12 protein-coding genes are annotated in these 18,658 nt (G+C 56.8%); 6 read left to right on the top strand and 6 right to left on the bottom strand.

Annotation, left to right across the window (positions count from 1 at the left end; all coding sequences use genetic code 11):
- Positions 1-352: 352 nt before the first annotated feature.
- From glyS to E1H13_RS17855, 3 genes are all read left to right on the top strand, one after another.
- On the top strand, positions 353-2,509 hold the full coding sequence (gene glyS, locus E1H13_RS17865; RefSeq protein ID WP_169615148.1) for a glycine--tRNA ligase subunit beta: 2,157 nt from the start codon (positions 353-355) through the stop codon (positions 2,507-2,509).
- A 7-nt stretch (positions 2,510-2,516) separates the two neighbouring features.
- Positions 2,517-3,863, top strand: a complete 1,347-nt coding sequence (gene murD, locus E1H13_RS17860; RefSeq protein ID WP_169615145.1) for a UDP-N-acetylmuramoyl-L-alanine--D-glutamate ligase — start codon at positions 2,517-2,519, stop codon at positions 3,861-3,863.
- Positions 3,864-4,430: 567 nt separating this feature from the next.
- A complete protein-coding gene (locus E1H13_RS17855; protein WP_169615143.1) occupies positions 4,431-5,390 on the top strand; it encodes a polysaccharide biosynthesis/export family protein in 960 nt (319 codons plus the stop codon).
- 378 nt (positions 5,391-5,768) lie between these two features.
- Here E1H13_RS17855 and E1H13_RS17850 read toward each other — a convergent pair whose 3' ends face one another.
- The 5 genes from E1H13_RS17850 to E1H13_RS17830 form a co-directional block, all read right to left on the bottom strand.
- The gene (locus E1H13_RS17850; RefSeq protein ID WP_169615161.1) at positions 5,769-6,518 is read right to left on the bottom strand and encodes a DUF561 domain-containing protein; all 750 of its coding nucleotides are present in this window, start codon (positions 6,516-6,518) and stop codon (positions 5,769-5,771) included.
- 109 nt (positions 6,519-6,627) lie between these two features.
- Positions 6,628-7,785 (bottom strand): hypothetical protein, encoded by a 1,158-nt coding sequence (locus E1H13_RS17845; RefSeq protein WP_169615141.1) that lies wholly within the window; start codon positions 7,783-7,785, stop codon positions 6,628-6,630.
- 280 nt (positions 7,786-8,065) lie between these two features.
- Complete coding sequence (locus tag E1H13_RS17840) at positions 8,066-10,072, bottom strand: sodium:proton antiporter (RefSeq protein WP_169615139.1); 2,007 nt, start codon at positions 10,070-10,072, stop codon at positions 8,066-8,068.
- Positions 10,073-10,116: 44 nt separating this feature from the next.
- The gene (locus E1H13_RS17835) at positions 10,117-11,334 is read right to left on the bottom strand and encodes an MltA domain-containing protein (protein ID WP_169615137.1); all 1,218 of its coding nucleotides are present in this window, start codon (positions 11,332-11,334) and stop codon (positions 10,117-10,119) included.
- A gap of 50 nt (positions 11,335-11,384) precedes the next feature.
- The gene (locus E1H13_RS17830; protein ID WP_169615135.1) at positions 11,385-11,639 is read right to left on the bottom strand and encodes a hypothetical protein; all 255 of its coding nucleotides are present in this window, start codon (positions 11,637-11,639) and stop codon (positions 11,385-11,387) included.
- A 313-nt stretch (positions 11,640-11,952) separates the two neighbouring features.
- Between E1H13_RS17830 and glgP the strand changes: the two genes are divergently transcribed.
- From glgP to E1H13_RS17815, 3 genes are all read left to right on the top strand, one after another.
- A complete protein-coding gene (gene glgP / locus E1H13_RS17825) occupies positions 11,953-14,139 on the top strand; it encodes an alpha-glucan family phosphorylase (protein ID WP_169615133.1) in 2,187 nt (728 codons plus the stop codon).
- Between the two features lie 3 nt (positions 14,140-14,142).
- Positions 14,143-14,997, top strand: a complete 855-nt coding sequence (locus E1H13_RS17820) for a Tab2/Atab2 family RNA-binding protein (RefSeq protein WP_169615131.1) — start codon at positions 14,143-14,145, stop codon at positions 14,995-14,997.
- Between the two features lie 481 nt (positions 14,998-15,478).
- Entirely contained in the window at positions 15,479-16,909 is a 1,431-nt protein-coding gene (locus tag E1H13_RS17815) for a glycosyltransferase (RefSeq protein ID WP_278002527.1), read from the top strand.
- A gap of 10 nt (positions 16,910-16,919) precedes the next feature.
- Here E1H13_RS17815 and E1H13_RS17810 read toward each other — a convergent pair whose 3' ends face one another.
- Complete coding sequence (locus E1H13_RS17810) at positions 16,920-18,575, bottom strand: Ppx/GppA phosphatase family protein (protein ID WP_169615129.1); 1,656 nt, start codon at positions 18,573-18,575, stop codon at positions 16,920-16,922.
- Positions 18,576-18,658 lie beyond the last annotated feature (83 nt).

The following is an 18,658-nucleotide window of genomic DNA, read 5'->3' as shown; positions in this document are numbered from 1 at the left end:
AGGAGGTGGGGGAGATGGGGAGGGTGGGGGAGATGGGGAGGGTGGGGGGATTTTGGATTTTGGATTTTGGATTCGTAGGGTGCATTAGCGGTCGGGGTCTGGGTATTGGCGGTCAACCTGGGGCCGCAATGCACCGGTCTTAAGTACCGCCGTAACCCACGGGTGAGGGATGGGAAAATTTGGCATCGTCATATCTAGACTTGCGGTAGATTGGTAGACTGTTGAAGCTGCAAACGCAGAAAACTGTAAACGCAGTGCTGGCCCAACAGCTAAAGACGTTCAATCACAGACATAGCTAGGGCTGGACAGCAATCTGGCTCGCAACTGCACGGTTACCCTTGATCTTCACCCTATGGCGACATTTTTACTGGAAGTTGGCACTGAAGAACTGCCCGCCAGTTTTGTAAGCGATGCCCTTAACCAATGGCAAACTCGGATTGCCGCCGATCTTAAGGACCAAATTTTAGATCCCGAGGCCATACAGCTCTATGGCACCCCCCGGCGGCTGGCGGTGATCTTGGAGGGGCTGCCGGACCGCCAGCCGGATCGCCAGGAAGAGGTGAAAGGTCCCCCAGCCCAGGCGGCTTTCAAAGATGGTCAGCCCACCAAGGCAGCAGAGGGGTTTGCCCGCTCTCGGGGGGTTGCCGTAGAGGCCCTGGAGGTGCGAGAGACGGACAAAGGGGCTTTTGTCTTTGTCAATCAAGCCATTACCGGGCGACCGGCTGGAGATATCCTGACCGAGCTCATTCCCCGCTGGATTTTAGAGCTAGAGGGCAAGCGATTTATGCGCTGGGGAGACGGGGATTTACGCTTTCCCCGGCCGATTCGCTGGCTGGTGGCGTTGATGGACAGCGAGGTGCTGCCCATCACCCTGAAGAATGGGTCGATTACCTGCCATAGCGATCGCATCTCCCAGGGACACCGGGTCTTACATCCCGAGCCAGTATCGCTGAAGCGGGCTCAGGACTATGGGGATGCCCTGCGAGACGCCTTTGTCGAAATCGATCCGACGGCGCGGCGGCTACTGATTCAAAAGCAAGTGGAAGCCGCGGCCCAAACCCTAGGGGGGGTGCCGATCATCTCCGAAAGTCTCTTGGCAGAGGTCACCAACTTAGTCGAGTGGCCCACCGCCGTCGTGGGCAAATTTGACCCCGAATTTCTAGACTTGCCTGCGGAAGTCACGATTATTGAAATGGAGAGCCACCAGCGTTACTTTCCGGTGCGACCAGATCCCGCCTCAGCCGCGTTGATGCCCTACTTCATCACCATTTCCAACGGCGACCCCAAAAAAGAGGCGATCATCGCCGAGGGCAATGCCCGGGTGATTCGAGCGCGGCTGTCGGACGGTAAGTTTTTCTTTGACGCCGATCGCATCCAGCCCCTGGATGCCTTTGTCACCAAGTTAGAGACCGTTACCTTTGAGGAACGGTTGGGGTCGATGGCCGCCAAAGTGCAGCGCATCGGCCGCATTGCCAGTCACATTGCCGATCAACTCCAGGTGGATGCCAGCCAGCGGCAGCAGATTCAGCGGGCCGCTTACCTGTGCAAGGCCGACCTGGTCTCCCAAATGGTGGGGGAATTCCCCGAGTTGCAAGGGGTGATGGGGCAAAAGTATGCCCTCCACAGCGGTGAGCCAGAGGCAGTCGCCAATGCCATTTTTGAACATTACTTACCCCGAGGGGCCCACGACCAATTGCCCCAGGCCCTGGCTGGTCAGGTGGTTGGCCTGGCCGACCGTTTGGATACTCTGGTGGGTATTTTCAGTATTGGCCAGATCCCCAGTGGTTCCTCTGACCCCTTTGCCCTGCGCCGGGCCGCCAATGCTGTGGTCAACATTACCTGGGCGGCGTCCCTATCCATTAACCTGCTGGCTCTCCTGGACACCGTTATCCAAGATTTTGTTAACGATCCAAGCCTCACGGTTGCGGCTCCAGAGTCTCTCCAGGTGCAGCTGCGAGACTTCTTCTTACAGCGGGTGCAGACCCTGCTACAGGATGAGAAATCGATTGACTACGATCTGGTGAATGCGATCCTGGGGGAAGCTAACTCCCCCTATGCCGAGCGGGTCCTGGTAAACCTGCTGGATGGGAAAGACCGGGCACTCTTTTTACAAGCGATTCGCGACGATGGTCGTCTGGATCGAGTTTATGAAACGGTGAACCGGGCTACCCGTCTGGCCGCCCAGGGAACCCTAGCGACCGACGTTCTGAATCCTACCGGAGTCATTGTTCCGGCCCATCTCACGGCCCAGTCCGAAATGGACTTCCACCAGGCCCTGCAAACCTTGCTGCCCCAGACCCAAGCTGCCCAGGCCAGCCGTAACTATGACCAGTTATTGGCTGGCCTTGAGCAAATTGCCCCGGTGGTGAGCGGTTTCTTTGATGGCCCCGATAGTGTGCTGGTCATGGATGACGATCCAGATATTCGTCAAAATCGCCTGAACTTGCTAGGGCTACTCCGTAACCACGCCCTGGTATTGGCTGACTTTGGGGCTATCGTTAAGGGGTAGCCAAACCATGAAAAATGCCCATGTGATTGGTCTTGGTAAGTCTGGTATTGCGGCGGCGCGGCTGCTGCGACAACATGGCTGGACGGTGGTACTCAGCGATCGCCACCCTGCTCCTCACCTAGGCCAAGCCCAGCTCCAGCTCCAGCAAGAGGGCATCACCGTTCTCCTGGATTACAGCTTTGTGCCCGATAGTGGCACCGACCTGGTGGTGGTCAGTCCCGGTGTGCCTTGGGATGCCTCTCCCCTAGTCGCAGCCCGGGCCAACGGTCTAGAAGTGATTGGGGAAACTGAATTAGCCTGGCGGTTTTTACAAGATCGCCCCTGGATCGGGATTACCGGCACCAACGGCAAAACCACCGTCACCGCCCTAACCGCCGCTATTTTTCAGGCCGCTGGTTATGACGCCCCTGCCTGCGGCAACATTGGCCACGCTACCTGCGAACTGGCCCTTCAGCCCACTGTACCGGATTGGATTGTGGCTGAACTCAGCAGTTATCAAATTGAAGCCTCCGCCACCCTGGCTCCCAAAATTGGCATTTGGACAACCCTAACCCCCGATCACCTACAACGCCACCACACCCTAGAAAACTACTCTCAAATCAAAGCCACCTTGCTCCACCGATCTGATTTGGCGATCCTCAATGGTGATGATCCCTATCTGCGTCAGCATTTGGCCGAAACCTTCCCTGATGCCTACTGGACCAGTACCCAAAGGAAGTCCGCCTTTCCTGGTTTGCGACCCAGCACCTACATCGAAGACGACTGGGTTAAGTTTGAATCGCTGCCCATTGTTCCGGCCACAGCCCTGAACATGGTTGGAGACCACAACCAGCAAAACCTGCTGATGGCAGTTACCGCCGCCTGTTTAGCCGATTTGCCCCCAGAAGCCATTACCGCAGGGGTCAGCCAGTTTCCGGGTGTACCTCACAGGCTTGAACATATTTGCACCTGGCAAGGCATAGACTTTATCAACGACTCCAAAGCCACTAACTATGACGCTGCCGAGGTCGGACTCCGGTCAGTATCAGCCCCGGTCATCTTGATCGCTGGCGGAGAAGCCAAAGCTGGAGACGACACCGCCTGGTTACAGCAAATCCAGGCCAAGGCTGCCACTGTACTGCTGATTGGCGCCGCTGCCCCCCAATTTGCCCAGCGTTTGGATCAGGTGGGCTATAGCCACTACGAGATCGTCGAAACCATGGATCGAGCCGTTAGACAAGGAGCCGCTCTAGCCCAAACCCAAGAGGCATCTGTGGTCCTCCTCTCCCCCGCCTGCGCTAGCTTTGACCAGTACCCCAACTTTGAAGAACGAGGCAACCACTTTCGCCAACTCTGCCTCAGCCAATTTGCTTAGTGTAGTCCTAGGGTAGGGCTATAGTGATCAAAACCGCCTTATGATATGAACCGGTAAAGGTTTTAAAGTCAAGCGTCTTATACCAAGCCCAGCTCGGGATCTGGAGTTTTCCCACAGGCAGAATTCCAGGCCTGGACTTGGACCTGGTTTATATTCTAAATCCTATTACGGGCATAGTTCTATTACGGACATAGTATCCCAGCTTAAGAAATACGCCAATCAAGCTGTGTGGCGACAATTATTTTGCAAGTCGTTATGATAATGATTATTAATTCCTGTAAACGCTCTATTTCTATTGTTTCCGCTACAGTGCTCTCCTTGAATTTTGCCTTACTAGTTGCGCCTGGGAGGGCTCAAGATTTAGAGGCTGGGTATAGAGCAGAAGTGGCAACAAATGGCTCTGCTAATGTTGATGATCAGAGCTTACTGGACGGTTATGCATCTGCCAGGAACACTCAAGAGATCATTGAGAATGATCTGGATAGAGGCTCAGACTTTCTACCCTTAGAATCTAGAAGGACTGAGGTCCCCCCGACACACCCTAATCATGGCTTATTCAGTGAGTATTTGCTCGGACCTGGGGACCAGATTAGGGTTGAGATCTTAGGGTATGAAAACTTTGACTGGGCTGCGAGCGATCGCGTCGTCCTGTCCGACGGCAAGTTACGTTTGCCCTTGATTGGCACCATCACCGCTGCAGGCCTGACCCTAGAGGCTTTGGAGGCAGAAGTCACCAGGCTGCTGAGCCGACAGTTGGTTGACCCGGAGGTAAATATGAGCCTGGTTGTGCTGCGGCCAGTTGTGGTGAATATTGCTGGCGATGTCTATCGCCCTGGCCCTGTCCAGTTGGGTAGCTTAACCCAGGCTCAGACCAATATCGCTGGAGGGAACAGCCTCACGACCACTACCACTACGCCAACCCTGACAGCGGCCTTAGCTGCCGCTGGTGGCATTCGCCGCACAGCCGATATTCGGGAGGTCACCATCAAGCGGCGTCTGCCCAATGGACAGGTGGCTGAATATAACGTGAATCTGTGGGATGCGTTGCAGGGGCAGAGTGATCCCGGGGTGCTGGTGATGTTTGATGGCGATTCAGTGGTGGTGCCAAAAGCCACCGCAGACTCGGGCATTGATCAGGGCTTGCTGGCTCGGTCCAGTATGTCGCCCGCCAACGTTAGGGTCCGGGTCATCGGTGAGGGAGTCGTCAACCCTGGGGAAGTTGAAATTCAGCCAGATAGTTCTGTCTCTAGCGCCTTAGCTGCCGCTGGGGGACCCAATGCGGATGCGGCCCTAGGCGAAGTCCGACTCGTGAGACTCTCGGAAGAGGGGCAGGTGGAAGAGCAGCAGGTCGACCTGTCTAGTTTGGTGGATAACTACCAGATTCAGGATGGAGATGTTGTCTTTGTGCCCAAGCGAGGGTCACTGGTGGGGATTGATCGCTTTAACCGGGCCCTGGCGCCGATTCTTGGCCCTGTAGGCGGTATTTTGGGAATCCTCAATATCTTCGGAATCTTTGATAACGATTAAAAAAAGGAGAGTCAGCGGGTTAAGCTGGCTCTCCTTTTTTGCGTAGAAGGCGCACTTCTAGTGCAGCGTCAAGACTTGAATTTAGGGTTTCCAGATGTAGAGATTTGGTGGCATCAAGGTCCGAAATCCCCTCCTTTGGAGGGGTAGGGGTGGGTCAAACAAGCCCGAAGGAACCCACCCCGCCCTTTCCTGCGGAACGCTTTTCCTCGGAACGCTTCGCGAACGCGAACGGGCACCCCTCCGTGGGAGGGGATGAAAGGTCCTGATGTGTTGAAGCAACCTCCCTGAAGATTCAAATGCTTTTGCAAAGCACTTACCCAAATTTTTAGCCTTGACAGATCACTAGTGATATCAGACCATCTGCGCGGAAATGGCGATCTACCGGGCTGTCGCCGAGACCTCTACTGCCTTGAGGCTTTCCGCCAGCTTACGTACCACTGCCACCATGGCCAGGGGGTTATCCAGCTTGTTGACGGCAGAGCCCACACCAACCCCAGCGGCCCCGGCGGCGATCGCCATGGGAGCCGTCACATCAGATAGGCCAGAGGCACACAACACTGGCACAGAAACTGCTCGGGAAATTTCGTAGGCGGCTGCCAGGGTGGGGGCGGCTTTTTCAATCAAGCCCAGGGTGCCACCATGGGCAGGCTGACTGGAGGTGCCGCCTTCGGTTTGAATGATGTCGGCACCAGCGGCCACTAACGCCTCGGCCAGGGAAACTTGCTCGTCCAGCGCCAAAATGTGGGGCACGGTCACCGACAGGGTGATCGATGGCAGCAACTCGCGGGTGCGTCGGGTCAGGGCCAGCACTTCGGGTGCTTCAAACCGGCGCCCCTGGGCATAGAAGGCGTCAAAGTTGCCAATTTCGATCAGATCAGCCCCAGCGGCAACAGGGGCCAGGAATGCTTCTGGCTCTACCGCAGAGACACAGACTGGTAGAGCGGTTTCGGCCTTGGCGAGGCGGACCAGATCGGCATCGGCGGCAATATCCACCAGGGTGGCACCGCCCTGGTCGGCGGCCTTGACCACCGCAGCCACCCGTTGGGCATCGGTGTTGGTCAGACCACTAATGATTTTGAGGGCAGAGTGGGTCTCAAAAGCCCGTTGCAAGTCAGAACGCATAGGTATGTCTCTCAATTGCTGGTCGATGGTTGCTTAGGGTGGCGATGTCGGTAACAGCGTACCGTCCACCCTAAGCAAGGGTTAATGTGCCCCATTGTCGCATAGCCATGGCCGCTCACTCCTCAGCCGACTCACGCTCCTCTTGGGCGGCGGTGCGCGACTTTAGCAGGGATTCGCCGCTCACGCAGTTTTCACTGTCGTAGTCCACATTCACCTGCACCTGATACAACACGCCAGGTTCTAGGGTGCTAGCGTCATCGGAGTTAGCCAAGTCCCGCAGGGACTGCAGGGCCGCTTGGTTGAGAAATGGGTAGCCTGTGCTTTTCAGCAGGGTAGTCGATAGTTCCAGGGAATTCCCTGAGTCTGTGGGCACAATCGCCATACCCAACAAGCCCTGACTGGGTTCTGGAGACAAACAAATCCGCTGCGTGTAAGGAATATCCATAGTGATTGGGTCTTCAGCTTGAGGAATGTCTTCCCCCAAACGGGCTGTTAGCCCTTCTATCCAGGCCTGTTTGGCCGTTTCAGCATCTTCAGTGGAAGTCAGCTCAGAGCTGTGCTCTACCCGAGCCAATAGGTTATTGGTCTCCTCTGAGGGGGACTCCGCCGTTTCGGGATTAAGCGGGGCAGAGGCAACAGCATCATCTCCATTTCTCGGTTCCAATTCCAGGTCTGCAGCCCCGGGTTGTGACGGTTGGGGGCGATCGCTCCCTGCTTCAGCCGCCCCCTCAGTACCATTCGTGGCCGAATCGCTCGCGCCTGGCGTGGCTGCAGGGGGCGTCGGCCGGGCGGCCGACGCCCCTGGACTGGTTAACACCGACGGTAAAGGCGATCGCTGGGCTGGCAGGTTGATAGACGGCCGCCAGGGAGTCGAGGAGATAGGCGGCATGGTCGTCGCTGAGGGGGGGCTGGTCGAGGGGATATCCGGTACCCCGCCAAAGGGGGAGCCGGGGTTAAGCGGCTGACTGCTGCCATTGGATGGAAATAAGCTCAATAAATCATCCCCATCCTCTGGAAACAGTGAATGGGAAGGGCTGGAAAAGTCTGGTAAACGGCTCTGTTCTTCGGCTGTGAGCTCGATCAGCGGCACCCGCCGCTCCTCTAGCTCAGGGGTATTGCCCCCCAATGCGGCCATATTCATGCCGGAGAATGACGGCCCCACCGCAAAAAGGGCTCCATGAAAACCGACTGAGGCAATCACAGCGATCCATTGAGGTTGACGCAGGGTGCCTGACACGCGGTTGATTAACTGGTTGTTCGTGAGCGATTTCATGCCCTAAAGCCCCCCATCCTGCTATCTATCCTCCCGACTTGACTCAGGTGACGTAAGTTCCTGTCCTACCCTAGCGAATTTGGCGTCAATCGTAGCTGCTTTTGGAAAACTTTAAGGGGGATGGCCCAAAGGGAAGTCAGTAGCAGCCAGGGGGCTTGGGGCCAGGTAATCCCTAGGGTCAGGTGGGGCTTTAGTATGTCAAGACCTTAGGGTTCTTAGGCTGATTGGCCATGAGTTTCGGGGCATCCCAGGACAGAACCCTGGGATCTGTACCGGCGTTCTAGGGGCTGGGGGGGGCTTGAGTTTGGTTGGGGCGATCGCCCTGGGGGGCTGGCCTTTGACCATCGCCATTTTGATCCTGGGCATTGGTTGTCGTCGGGCCTGCCTCAGGGTCTGTTTTAATTGGTGATAGAGGTACCGCTTCTACGGTGGGTAGGGTTTCGACGGTCAGTCGTGGGGACTGGTTTCCTCCAGAGAGGCGCTTCAAGAGTTTAGGTTTGGCATCGTGAAGCAGGTATAAAATGCGATCGCCTACCTGCCAATCATCATTACCGATAGCGACCCGCAAAATTCCATCCCGCTCCACCAAGATCGGCACCATTTCGCCACTGCGGACGAGGGCTGCCAGGTGGGCCTGTTGCAGTTCCGTATCGGCCCGTCGCAGCCAGGTTTCCCCCAATCGCACTTCCCCATCTTGCAAGTAAGTATTCCACTTTTTCAGGGATAACTTGGGGGTACTGGCTTCCTTCAGCTTGCCCTGGTTGGGCACATCCCCCACCTCTTTTTCCTTAGGCAGTACCGCCAGTACCCGGGGGGGCTGAAACTCTTCAATCGCCCGTTGGGTCACCACAGCATTCACTTCACCGTTTTTAGTGATGGCCAGAAACGTGCCCGCTTGGCCGAGTCCGGCGGTCTCCAAGGCGTCTTTATCCAGGGCGCTGCTGACCAGCACCTGAATCCCTTCCCGCTCAGCGGCTTCACAGGCCGCTTCATTGGTGTCAATCATCACCACTGGCTGCCCTGCTTCTTTCATCAGCCGGGCGATTAGCAAGCTCAACGGGTTGCAGCCAACAATCACAGCGCCCACGGCATCGGCTTTGGCAATGCCTAGCCAGCGGGCCATCAGTCCAGCACTGAGCCCCTGCACCAGCACCGTCATAATAATGGTCAGAAATACCAGGGCTTTGATGGCGTCACCACCGCTGATGCCGCGATCGGTCAGCAGGATGGCAAACAGGGATGCCACCGAAGCGGATACAATCCCCCGGGGAGCAACCCAGCCCAGAAAGATTTTTTGTCGCCAGTTAAGATCGCTGGATTCAGTGCAGACCCAGACGTTGAGGGGTCGCACCACCAGCATCAAAGTCAACACCGTGAACACAGCCCCCCGGCCCAGGGCAAACACACTGGCAATGGACAGATCGGCCGCCAGTAGAATAAACAGCACCGACACCGCCAGCACCGTTAACTGGCCCTTAAACCGCCGCAGCATGCGCTCGTCCGGTACCGATAGCCAGCGCACCACCATGCCCGCCACCACAGTAGTCATCAGCCCTGACTCACTGCGAATCAGCTGAGCCAGGCCAAACAGACTCCACAGCCCTGCCAGTACAAATAAATTTCTTAAATCCTCACTTAAAAAGCTGGCCCGCTTCAGAAACAGACCAATCACACCGCCCCCAATCACCCCAATCAGGGTACCAATGCCCAGTCGCACAATCAGCCCGCCGATGATCACCCCAGGGCCGGTATCGCCGTTGAGAATAATATCCAGCACTACCACCGCCAGGATCGCCCCAATCGGATCGATTAGTACCCCCTCCCCTTCCAGGAGGGTGGCCACCTTGCGATCGACTTTCACCTGGCGCAGCAGGGGGTTAATCACCGTCGGGCCAGTGACGACCACCAGGGAAGCATAGAGAAAGGCTAAGGGCCAGGGAAATTCCCCCAGCCAGTGGGCCGCTAGCCCCCCTCCTAAGAGAGTGATGAAAACGCCAACGGTAACCAGGTTTTGCAAGCTGGTAGAAACCTGCCCCAGTTCACTCAGTTCTAGACTCAGGCCCCCTTCAAACAAAATCAGGGCCACACTCAGGGCCACAATCACCTCTAACCCCACCCCCAACGCTTGGGGGTGCAGCAGCCCCAGGCCATCGGGCCCTAGACCGATGCCAAATATCAGCAGAAAAATAATGCTGGGTACCTTAGCGTACTCTCCAATCACCTGGGCGGTGACCCCAGCCAGCACTGTGATTACAATTTGCAGAGTCAGCGCGAAGGAAGTATCCATCTGTTTAGGATAACACCCGGCCTAGAGCCCTTTAAGGTCTTGAATTAAGGGCGCAATAGCAGGTAAAACAAGCGTCCAGGATGGTTGACGCGTCCGGCTAAATCCCCGGCTTCAGGGCCAGAGCCGACAAAGACATCGACCCGCCCCGGCCCTAGAATGGCACCCCCCGTATCTTGGTCTAGCACCAGGCGGGTGGTATCGGTATAGGTCCACTCTCCCTCAGGGGTGGGTTGGGGTAGGGGAAACTGGATCAAGGCCATGGCCCCAGGGGGCATCAGGGATTTGTCGGTGGCAATGGAGTAACCGGCGGTAACGGGCACGTTTAGGCTACCTGTGGGTGGGCCACCAGCAGTTTCCCGGAAGAAAATAAACCGCTGGTTTTGGGGCAAGTAACGATCTAAATCCTGAGGATAGGCGTCAAAGTGAGCGATCAAGTTGGGGAGCGACAAGGCATCTGGGGCAAGTTTGCCATCCTCGACCAGGGCGCGGCCAATGCTGGTGTAGGGGTAGTCGGTGCGCCCGGCATAGCCCACGGACATCACCCGGCCATCGGTAAGTTCCAGTTTGGCAGACCCCTGCACCTGGACTAAAAAGGCCTCCAGGCGGTTGGCCAGCCACACCAATTCGAGACCCGCCAACGGCCCCTGACTGCCCTGTAAGCCATCGGTTCCTTCTAGCTCTTCGCGGGTGGGGTGAGGCTGTGCCCAGGTATCCAGGTCCGGGGGACGGCGGTAGAGGGGATAGCGATACTCAGCGGTGGGCACTGAACTGGCGGCATAGTAGGGCTCGAAGTAGCCGGTGTAGCTGACGGTCCCCTCGCCGTCATGGCCAATGGATTGATATAGCACAAAGTCTCGGGCCAGGCTTGCCCGGAAGGCGGCACTGCTGGGGCTCGTCTGTACCAGCTGACGCAGCCGCTGTACACTCCGCCAGACGCGATCGCGGCTGATGCCCGGTACCCCATAATCTTGGTAGTCGGCCGCAGCTTTGGGGCTGGCCAGATAGTGAAGGCTGTGGTCGATGGCTTGCAGCAAAGGGGCGCGATCGCCGGGGAGTTCCACCGACTGCCAAAATGGTTGGGCCTCGGTGGTAGCCACGGGCCGTAACGGTGGTGTCTGGGTTGGTTGATCGGGGAGCTCTGTCTCAGAGGCTGCTGTCTCAGAGGTTGCTGATACAGACACAGACGTATCAGAGGCGATCGCCGCCAGGGAAGGCGTGCCCGTCTCGCTGGTTTCCCAGCCCACCGTAGCGCTAACCACCATACTGGCTAATGCCAGCCCGATCAAAAGGCGAGATGATTGCTTCAAACCCATTAAAATCGTTCAACACTAGAGCTAAAGACGGGTTCAACCCGAATCGCCGCCAACCGGGAGGGGCGAATCACCATGTACTCGCCGGGGTTGATCTTGGGTAACGGTACCGTAATAAATTCCTCAGAGGTGGCCTTAGGCATCAGTTCACCGCTGTACCACTTTTGAAAATCCTGGATGGAAGAAAAGCGCACCTCTTCCCGGTGGCCCCCATCAAACAGCATATGAATAATATACTCACTAGGTGTTCTTGGCATAGGGCGTCACGGTCCTTCAGTTCACAGCCCTCATTATGGGCTGTTTGACTGCAAAAATAGCACCCCAGTCCAGAATTTATCCTGACTGCCCCTCAATGCGAAACGCTCCCACGCAATCATCCCTGGGTGTTAGGTTTGCAAAGACAGAAAAATTAGTAAAAATACTAGGAAATGTGGCTCTATGCGCTGCCAATAGATCGTTCACAATGCAATGATAAGACTCTGGCCATCGGGGGGATCCTTAACTCTGTCTAGATTAGGGGGCGAATTTACCTGAGGCTGGGCTTCGCTGTGTCAGTCGTAATCTTCGCCCATGAACTCTGTGTCGCGTCTCAAGGCTAAACTCCCCACCCCCCTCGTGCGTCTGGCGGACCTGGCCTATAACTATTGGTGGAGTTGGACAGAAGATCGGGTCTCCCTCTTTAGTACCATTGATCCAGCCCTGTGGCAGTCCTGTGGTTACAACCCGGTCGCCCTATTAGAGTCCGTGCCTGACGAGCGGTTATGGCAAGTGGCTGAAGACCCCCACTACTTAAACCGCTTACTCCAACTGGCGCAGCAGTTTGATGCCTACATGGCCGACTATGACACCTGGGCTGGGCGGACAGCGCCAGAGCTGAACTACGATCGCCCCATTGCCTACTTTTCGCTCGAGTTTGGCCTGCATGAGTCGCTGCCAGTTTATGCCGGGGGGTTAGGGGTACTGGCGGGCGACTATTTAAAGTCGGCGTCAGACTTGGGGGTACCCTTGGTGGGGGTAGGGTTGTTGTACCGCCAGGGATATTTTCATCAGCGGCTGAACCGCAGCGGTTGGCAAGAAGATTACTACGTCGATAGTCCTTTCGAGCACATGCCCCTAGAACTGGTGCGGGACGAGTTTGGCCAGCCCGTGACGGTCAAAGTCACGATTCGCCAGCGGATTGTGCGGGTGCAGGTGTGGAAAATTCAGGTGGGTCGAGTCGAGCTCTACTTGATGGATACCAATCGTAGTGACAACGATCCAGTGGATCGCTGGCTGACCGGGCACCTGTATGGCGGCAATCAGGAAACCCGCATTGCCCAAGAACTCCTATTGGGGATTGGTGGCGTGCGCATGCTCCATTCCCTGGATATTGACCCGATGCTGTATCACCTCAACGACAGCCATGGCGCTTTTGCCCTGCTGGAGGTGGCCCATTTAGAGATGTTACACAGTGGGGACGGGTTTGGGGCGGTGACCGAGCGGGTCCGCCAGCGGGGGGTATTTACCACCCACTCCCCGGTATCGGCGGTCAGTAATGTGTTTTCGGTAGATCTGATTGAATCATTCTTTGGCGACTACTGGCCGCGCCTGGGCCTCTCCCGAGACGAGTTTTTGAGCCTGGGACATCGTCGACCTGAGGACCCCTGGGACTTCTTTTCCATGACGGTATTGGCCCTACGGTTAACTGGGCGCACCAATGGGGTCAGCCAACGCCATGGGGACATTTGTCGAGAGATGTGGCAGGGCATTTACCCCAACCCTGAGGCGGGGCAAGGGCCGATTAAAGCCATCACCAATGGGGTCCATGCCCGCACCTGGACGGCGCCGCTGATTATGGATTTGTATAGCCAACACCTGGGTGTCGATTGGTCTACTAAGCTGGCGGACCCTGCCCTGTGGACGAAGGTGAATGCCATCCCCGATGATGAACTGTGGCGGCGACATTCCATTCTCAAAGAGCGGCTGATTGCCTATACCCGTTCCAAAACCCTCACGGCTCGCCAAGAAAGAGGGGAGGCGGCTGACGATATTAAGGCGGTCGGTCGTCTTTTGGATCCAAAGGTGCTGACCCTGGGGTTTGCCCGTCGATTTAGCCCCTACAAACGGGGAGAGCTGTTGTTTTATGACCTGCACCGGGCGATTCGGATTTTGGCCAATCCCAGGATGCCGATTCAAATTGTGTTTGGCGGCAAGGCCCACCCCCAGGACGATGAGGGTAAGCGGATCATTCAGCGGATTACCGAATGGTGCCGTCACCCGGCCCTGCGCGATCGCATTGCGTTTATTGATGACTACGACATGTATGTGGCCAAGCTGTTGGTGCAGGGGGTCGATGTGTGGTTGAACCATCCCCGCCGCCCGGAGGCCTGTGGCACCAGCGGCCAAAAGGTGAGCCTGAATGGGGGGCTGAATTGCAGCATCCTGGATGGTTGGTGGGCTGAGGGATATCACCCAGGGGGGGCAAGCCCCAATGGCTGGGTGATTGGCGACACTAACCCCACGGATGACCCCGACAGTCAAACCCGCCGCGATGCTGAATCCCTGTATGAGGTGATCGAACATCAGATTGCACCGTTGTACTATCAACGCGATCGCAGTGGTTTACCCCGCCGCTGGATCGCCATGATGAAGGCCTCCATTAGCTCCTGTGGGCCTCGGTACAATAGTGATCGGATGTTGGCTGACTATGTGACCCAGATGTACCTACCAGAAGCCGTAACCACTGCAGAGCTGGTGATGGCCAGTGCCATGCCCTAACCTATGACGATCTGGCAAGCCGACCTGCACCGTCCTCCCCTGACCAGCCCCAGCGGTGAGCCCCTGTGGGAGCTGCTGCTGTGCGACCCCGACTTCAGGTTTAGTTATGGGGCTACCACGCCCCAGGCGTCGGTGACCAAACACTGGGTGACCGAACAAGTCAGCCTTGCTAGTCAACGGGCTGGCGGTAGCCCTGATGTAATTCACGTCTTTCGGCCCCAGGCGTTGTCGTTGCTGACCCTCGGTTGTCAGCCCCTGGGAATTAGGGTCGAGCCCAGTCGTCGGACCTCTACCCTACATCAATGGTTGCGTCAGCGGGCCAAATGGTACCCTAGCCAGCCCAATGCCATTCCTGTGGCTTACAATCCATTGCACATCGAGTCACCGCCGCCAGTGCCTCTGCCAGAACAACTATGGGGCGATCGCTGGGGATTTACAGCGTTGGCAGCGGCGGACTTTGAGCAGACCCTGCCCTATGAACCAATTCCCCTACGTCATTTACCTGCTGAGTTGATGCCCAGTCGACTGGGACTGGCCAGCACCACCCCCTTGCCGGGGATTGTGATCGATGCCGGGCGTCAGGCCATGGCCCTGGCCCAATGGCTTCAGGCTAATCACCCCGCTTGGCTCAACGCAATTGCTGGGGAACCGGATGGGTTAATCCTGGACGCAGGGCTCTGCGATCGCTGGATTATCACCACCTTTAACGATCCAGATGTTTCTAGGTCCGGTCAACAATTTCAGCAACGTAAACAGGCGAGCCAGGGCCTACATTTTTTGCTGGTGCGCCCTGATGACTCAGGCATGACAACCACTGCTCTCTGGCTGTTGCAGCAGCCTGGAAAGGCAGAAGGATGAAGGCAGAAGGATGTAGGGCGCAGCCCGTGCGCAGCAGGCAGAAGGATGTAGGGCGCAGCCCGTGCGAAGCAGGCAGAAGGATGTAGGGCGCAGCAGGCAGACGAATGAGATAAGTACATGGACACAATGACTGACTGATCCGTGATCCGGCCTTCGACTTCGCTCAGGCCTCTTCGCTGGTTGAGCGGAGTCGAAACCAGCGTCGAAACCAGCAACGTTAAGCCCTTTATTTTTGTCCACCCACTTAGTTACGGGCAGGAGACCGTTGGGCTCTACTTGTCCTGAGATAGCCGCTATCCGATAAGATACTTTCTACCGAATGCGATTTCGGCATAGCTGCTATCTGCCCCCCTTTCCTTGGATCACTAGCGCCTAGGATAGATGTCAGCCGCTGCCCGCTGTCCCTTTTTGTTTGGAGTTGCTTGGATCGCCTGTGGATACGCCTACCCTTTCCCTGACCAAACCCAGCTATCGCCACGACCTGTCGGCTCAGAACCACGCCCATTTTGAGGCGGTAGCCCCCCAGCTAGAGGGTTGGCAGCGCCGCAACCGTTACTACTACCGCGATATAGAGCGGCTACACCAGTTTTTGATTCCCCCTGGGGCTCGGGTGTTAGAAATTGGCTGTGGCCTTGGGGATTTGCTCGCCAGTGTGAGCCCATCGGTAGGGGTTGGGATTGATTTTTCTGAAGCGGTAGTTGGCCTAGCCCGGCAGCGGCACCCCCATCTCCAGTTTTATTGTCTGGATGCCGAAACCCTGACCCCAGAAGCCCTAGGGCCAGACCAGCAGCCGTTTGACTACATTGTGCTGGCAGGGGTGCTGGGCTACCTCAGCGATGTGCAAACGGTACTGCAGCGGTTGGCCCCCCTCTGCCATCCCCGCACCCGGGTGATTTTGTCTTTTCACAACTATCTGTGGGAACCCCTGCTGCAACTGGCGGAACGGGTGGGGCAGCGGCGACCTCAGCCGCCCCAAAGCTGGCTCTCCACCCAGGATGTGATCAACTTGTTAGAGATTACTGGGTTTACGGTATTGAAGCGGGGCACCCGACTGCTGGTGCCCAAGCGCATCCCGCTCCTGAGCGATGCCATCAACCGCTATCTGGCTCCATTGCCTCTGGTCAAGCATGCCTGTTTAACCAGCTATGTGATCGCCCGCCCCGCCCCCCTGGGTTTGCCGTCCCCGGTCGAGCCCACCTGCTCGGTGGTTATTCCGGCTCGCAATGAGGCCGGCAATATTCGCAATGCAGTGGCCCGGTTGCCCCAATTGGGACGCCACACAGAGGTGATTTTTGTCGAAGGACACTCCCGCGATCGCACCTGGGCAGAGATTCAAGCCCTGGTGCAAGATTACCAGGGTCCCTTTACCCTGAAGGCCATTCAGCAGCAGGGCAAAGGCAAGGCCGATGCAGTGCGGTTAGGCTTTAGCCAGGCTACGGGGGATGTGCTGATGATCCTTGATGCTGACCTGACAGTGCCCCCGGAAGACCTGCCCCAATTTATGGCGGTGATGGCCTCGGGGCGGGGGGAATTTATCAATGGATCGCGGCTGGTGTATCCGCGATCGCGCACCGCCATGCCCTGGCTGAATACCCTGGCCAACAAGATCTTTGCCCAGATCTTTTCCTTTTTGCTAGAGCAGCCGCTCAAAGATACCCTCTGCGGCACCAAAGTGCTGTGGCGCGACGACTACCAGCGGCTTGCCGCAGGCCGAGCCTACTTTGGCGACTTTGATCCCTTCGGCGACTTTGACCTGCTGTTCGGGGCCGCCAAGCTCAACTTGCACATTGTAGAGGTACCCATTCGCTACCAACCCCGAGACTACGGGGAATCTAACATTGCCCATTTCAAAGAAGGACTGGTACTGCTGCGCATGTGCTTCTACGCCTGCCGCAAACTCAAGTTTCGGTAAGGGGACCAACTTAAGTTACCAATCGAGCCACTAGCTTGGCCTCAAACACCTGTTCAAAAAATTCCTTCTTAAACTCCAGGTTCCACATTTCCGATACGCAGTCATCCCCAGGGTTAGCGGCTTTCACATCCATGTGCAGCACATGGGCGTCGCTATCAAAGTGACAGTGAATACTTTGGACCGCCCCAATGCCCCGGCGATCTAGGGCTACCGCTAGTCGCAGCAAGGCGCTGAGTTGGGTGACTGCCTGGCGATGGTAGCGGGTGGGCAAATTGCGGTAGTTATCGTGCTTTTTCTTGGGAGCGCTCTTGCGATGATAGCGGGCGATGTTGGCAATCACCTCCAGCTCAGTTTCGGTATAGCCCAGTAGCTCCCCATGGCGAATCAGATAGTAGGAATGCTTGTGGTGGGACGAATGGCTAATAAAGTGACCGCAGTTATGCAAAATGGCTGCGGCCCAGAGTAGTTCTTTTTCAAAGGTACCCCAGGTATGTAGACTACCAAGGGTTTGCTCAAACACATCCATGGCAAATCCGGCCACCCGTTCCGCCCGATCTAGGTGCACCTTATATTTGTGGGCCGTTTTGAGCACATTGCGCTGACGCACTGACTGCTGAAACTGCATCCGGTCTTCAATCAGCCCGTGGACCAGCATCCAGTCCACCACCACCCCTTCCCGCAGAGCCCGTTCACAAATGGTGATGCTATCGGCCCCCAATAAGCCCATCGCCTCATGGAGTACGACTGCCCCAGCCACGATGATCTCGGCCCGACGAGCCGACATTTCCGGCATGGCTAGCCGTTCGGCGTGGGTAGCCTGGCGCAGTTCCTCTAGTAGCTTCGATAGATCTGCATAGGTGATGCGATAGCCATTTAACGGCTCCGGAACCATACCCAGCTTTTTATGGGCGATAATGGCGGCCAAACACTCGATGGTGCCCGAGGTGCCAATCAGCCGCATCGATTCATCTGGCTGCAATTGGCGGCGCAGTTGTTCGGTGGGGGGTTCTAGCATGCCCCGCACATAGGCCCGCAGGGAGGCAAACTCAATATCGGTAATGGGGTCATGGTGAATAAACTGGGCCGTTAACCGAACCGCCCCCACCTTGGTACTGCTGAGGCTGCGGTGGAGCTCGCCAGTTCCCAAAATCAGCTCCGTAGAGCCGCCACCAATGTCAATAATGGCGTGGGGTTGGCCGTTAAATTCTACCCCCGACAGCACCCCTAGATAGATCCGTCGGGCTTCTTCATTCCCGGAAATCAGGTTGATGGCGAGCCCAACGTCGTTGTAGACCCGATCGATAAAGTCTTGGCCGTTACTGGCTTCCCGTACCGCACTGGTGGCCACGGCAATCACGTCTTCGGCCTGATAGCTGGCGGCGATGGAACAGCAGCGTTTCAGGGCCTCAATCGCCCGCGCCATGGCGTCTTCGGTTAACCCTTTGGTGTCTTCATTGAAGTTGCCCAGGCGCACGGTTTCTTTTTCGCGATCAATCATGGTGAAAGCGGGTAACTCAGGCTGGATTTTAGCCACCACCATGTGAATGGAGTTGGTGCCGACATCGATGGCCGCCAGGATGCGATCGCGGTTAATCACCTCCGGCGTAAATGCTACCGATGCTGTCCTGGCTTTGCCCCAATCCTGTACCGGGGTTGCGCTTGTCATAACCCACCTACACCACGTTGTTTCAGATTCTACCTGGCTCTTTGTCAGCCATCAAAGCGTTTGAAAAACTTTACCCACCCTAT

The sequence above is a fragment of the Nodosilinea sp. P-1105 genome (assembly GCF_012911975.1).
Taxonomy (GTDB): Bacteria; Cyanobacteriota; Cyanobacteriia; order Phormidesmidales; family Phormidesmidaceae; genus Nodosilinea.
The sequence above is the reverse complement of the archived record's forward strand: the minus strand, read 5'-3'. Positions and strand labels throughout refer to the sequence as shown.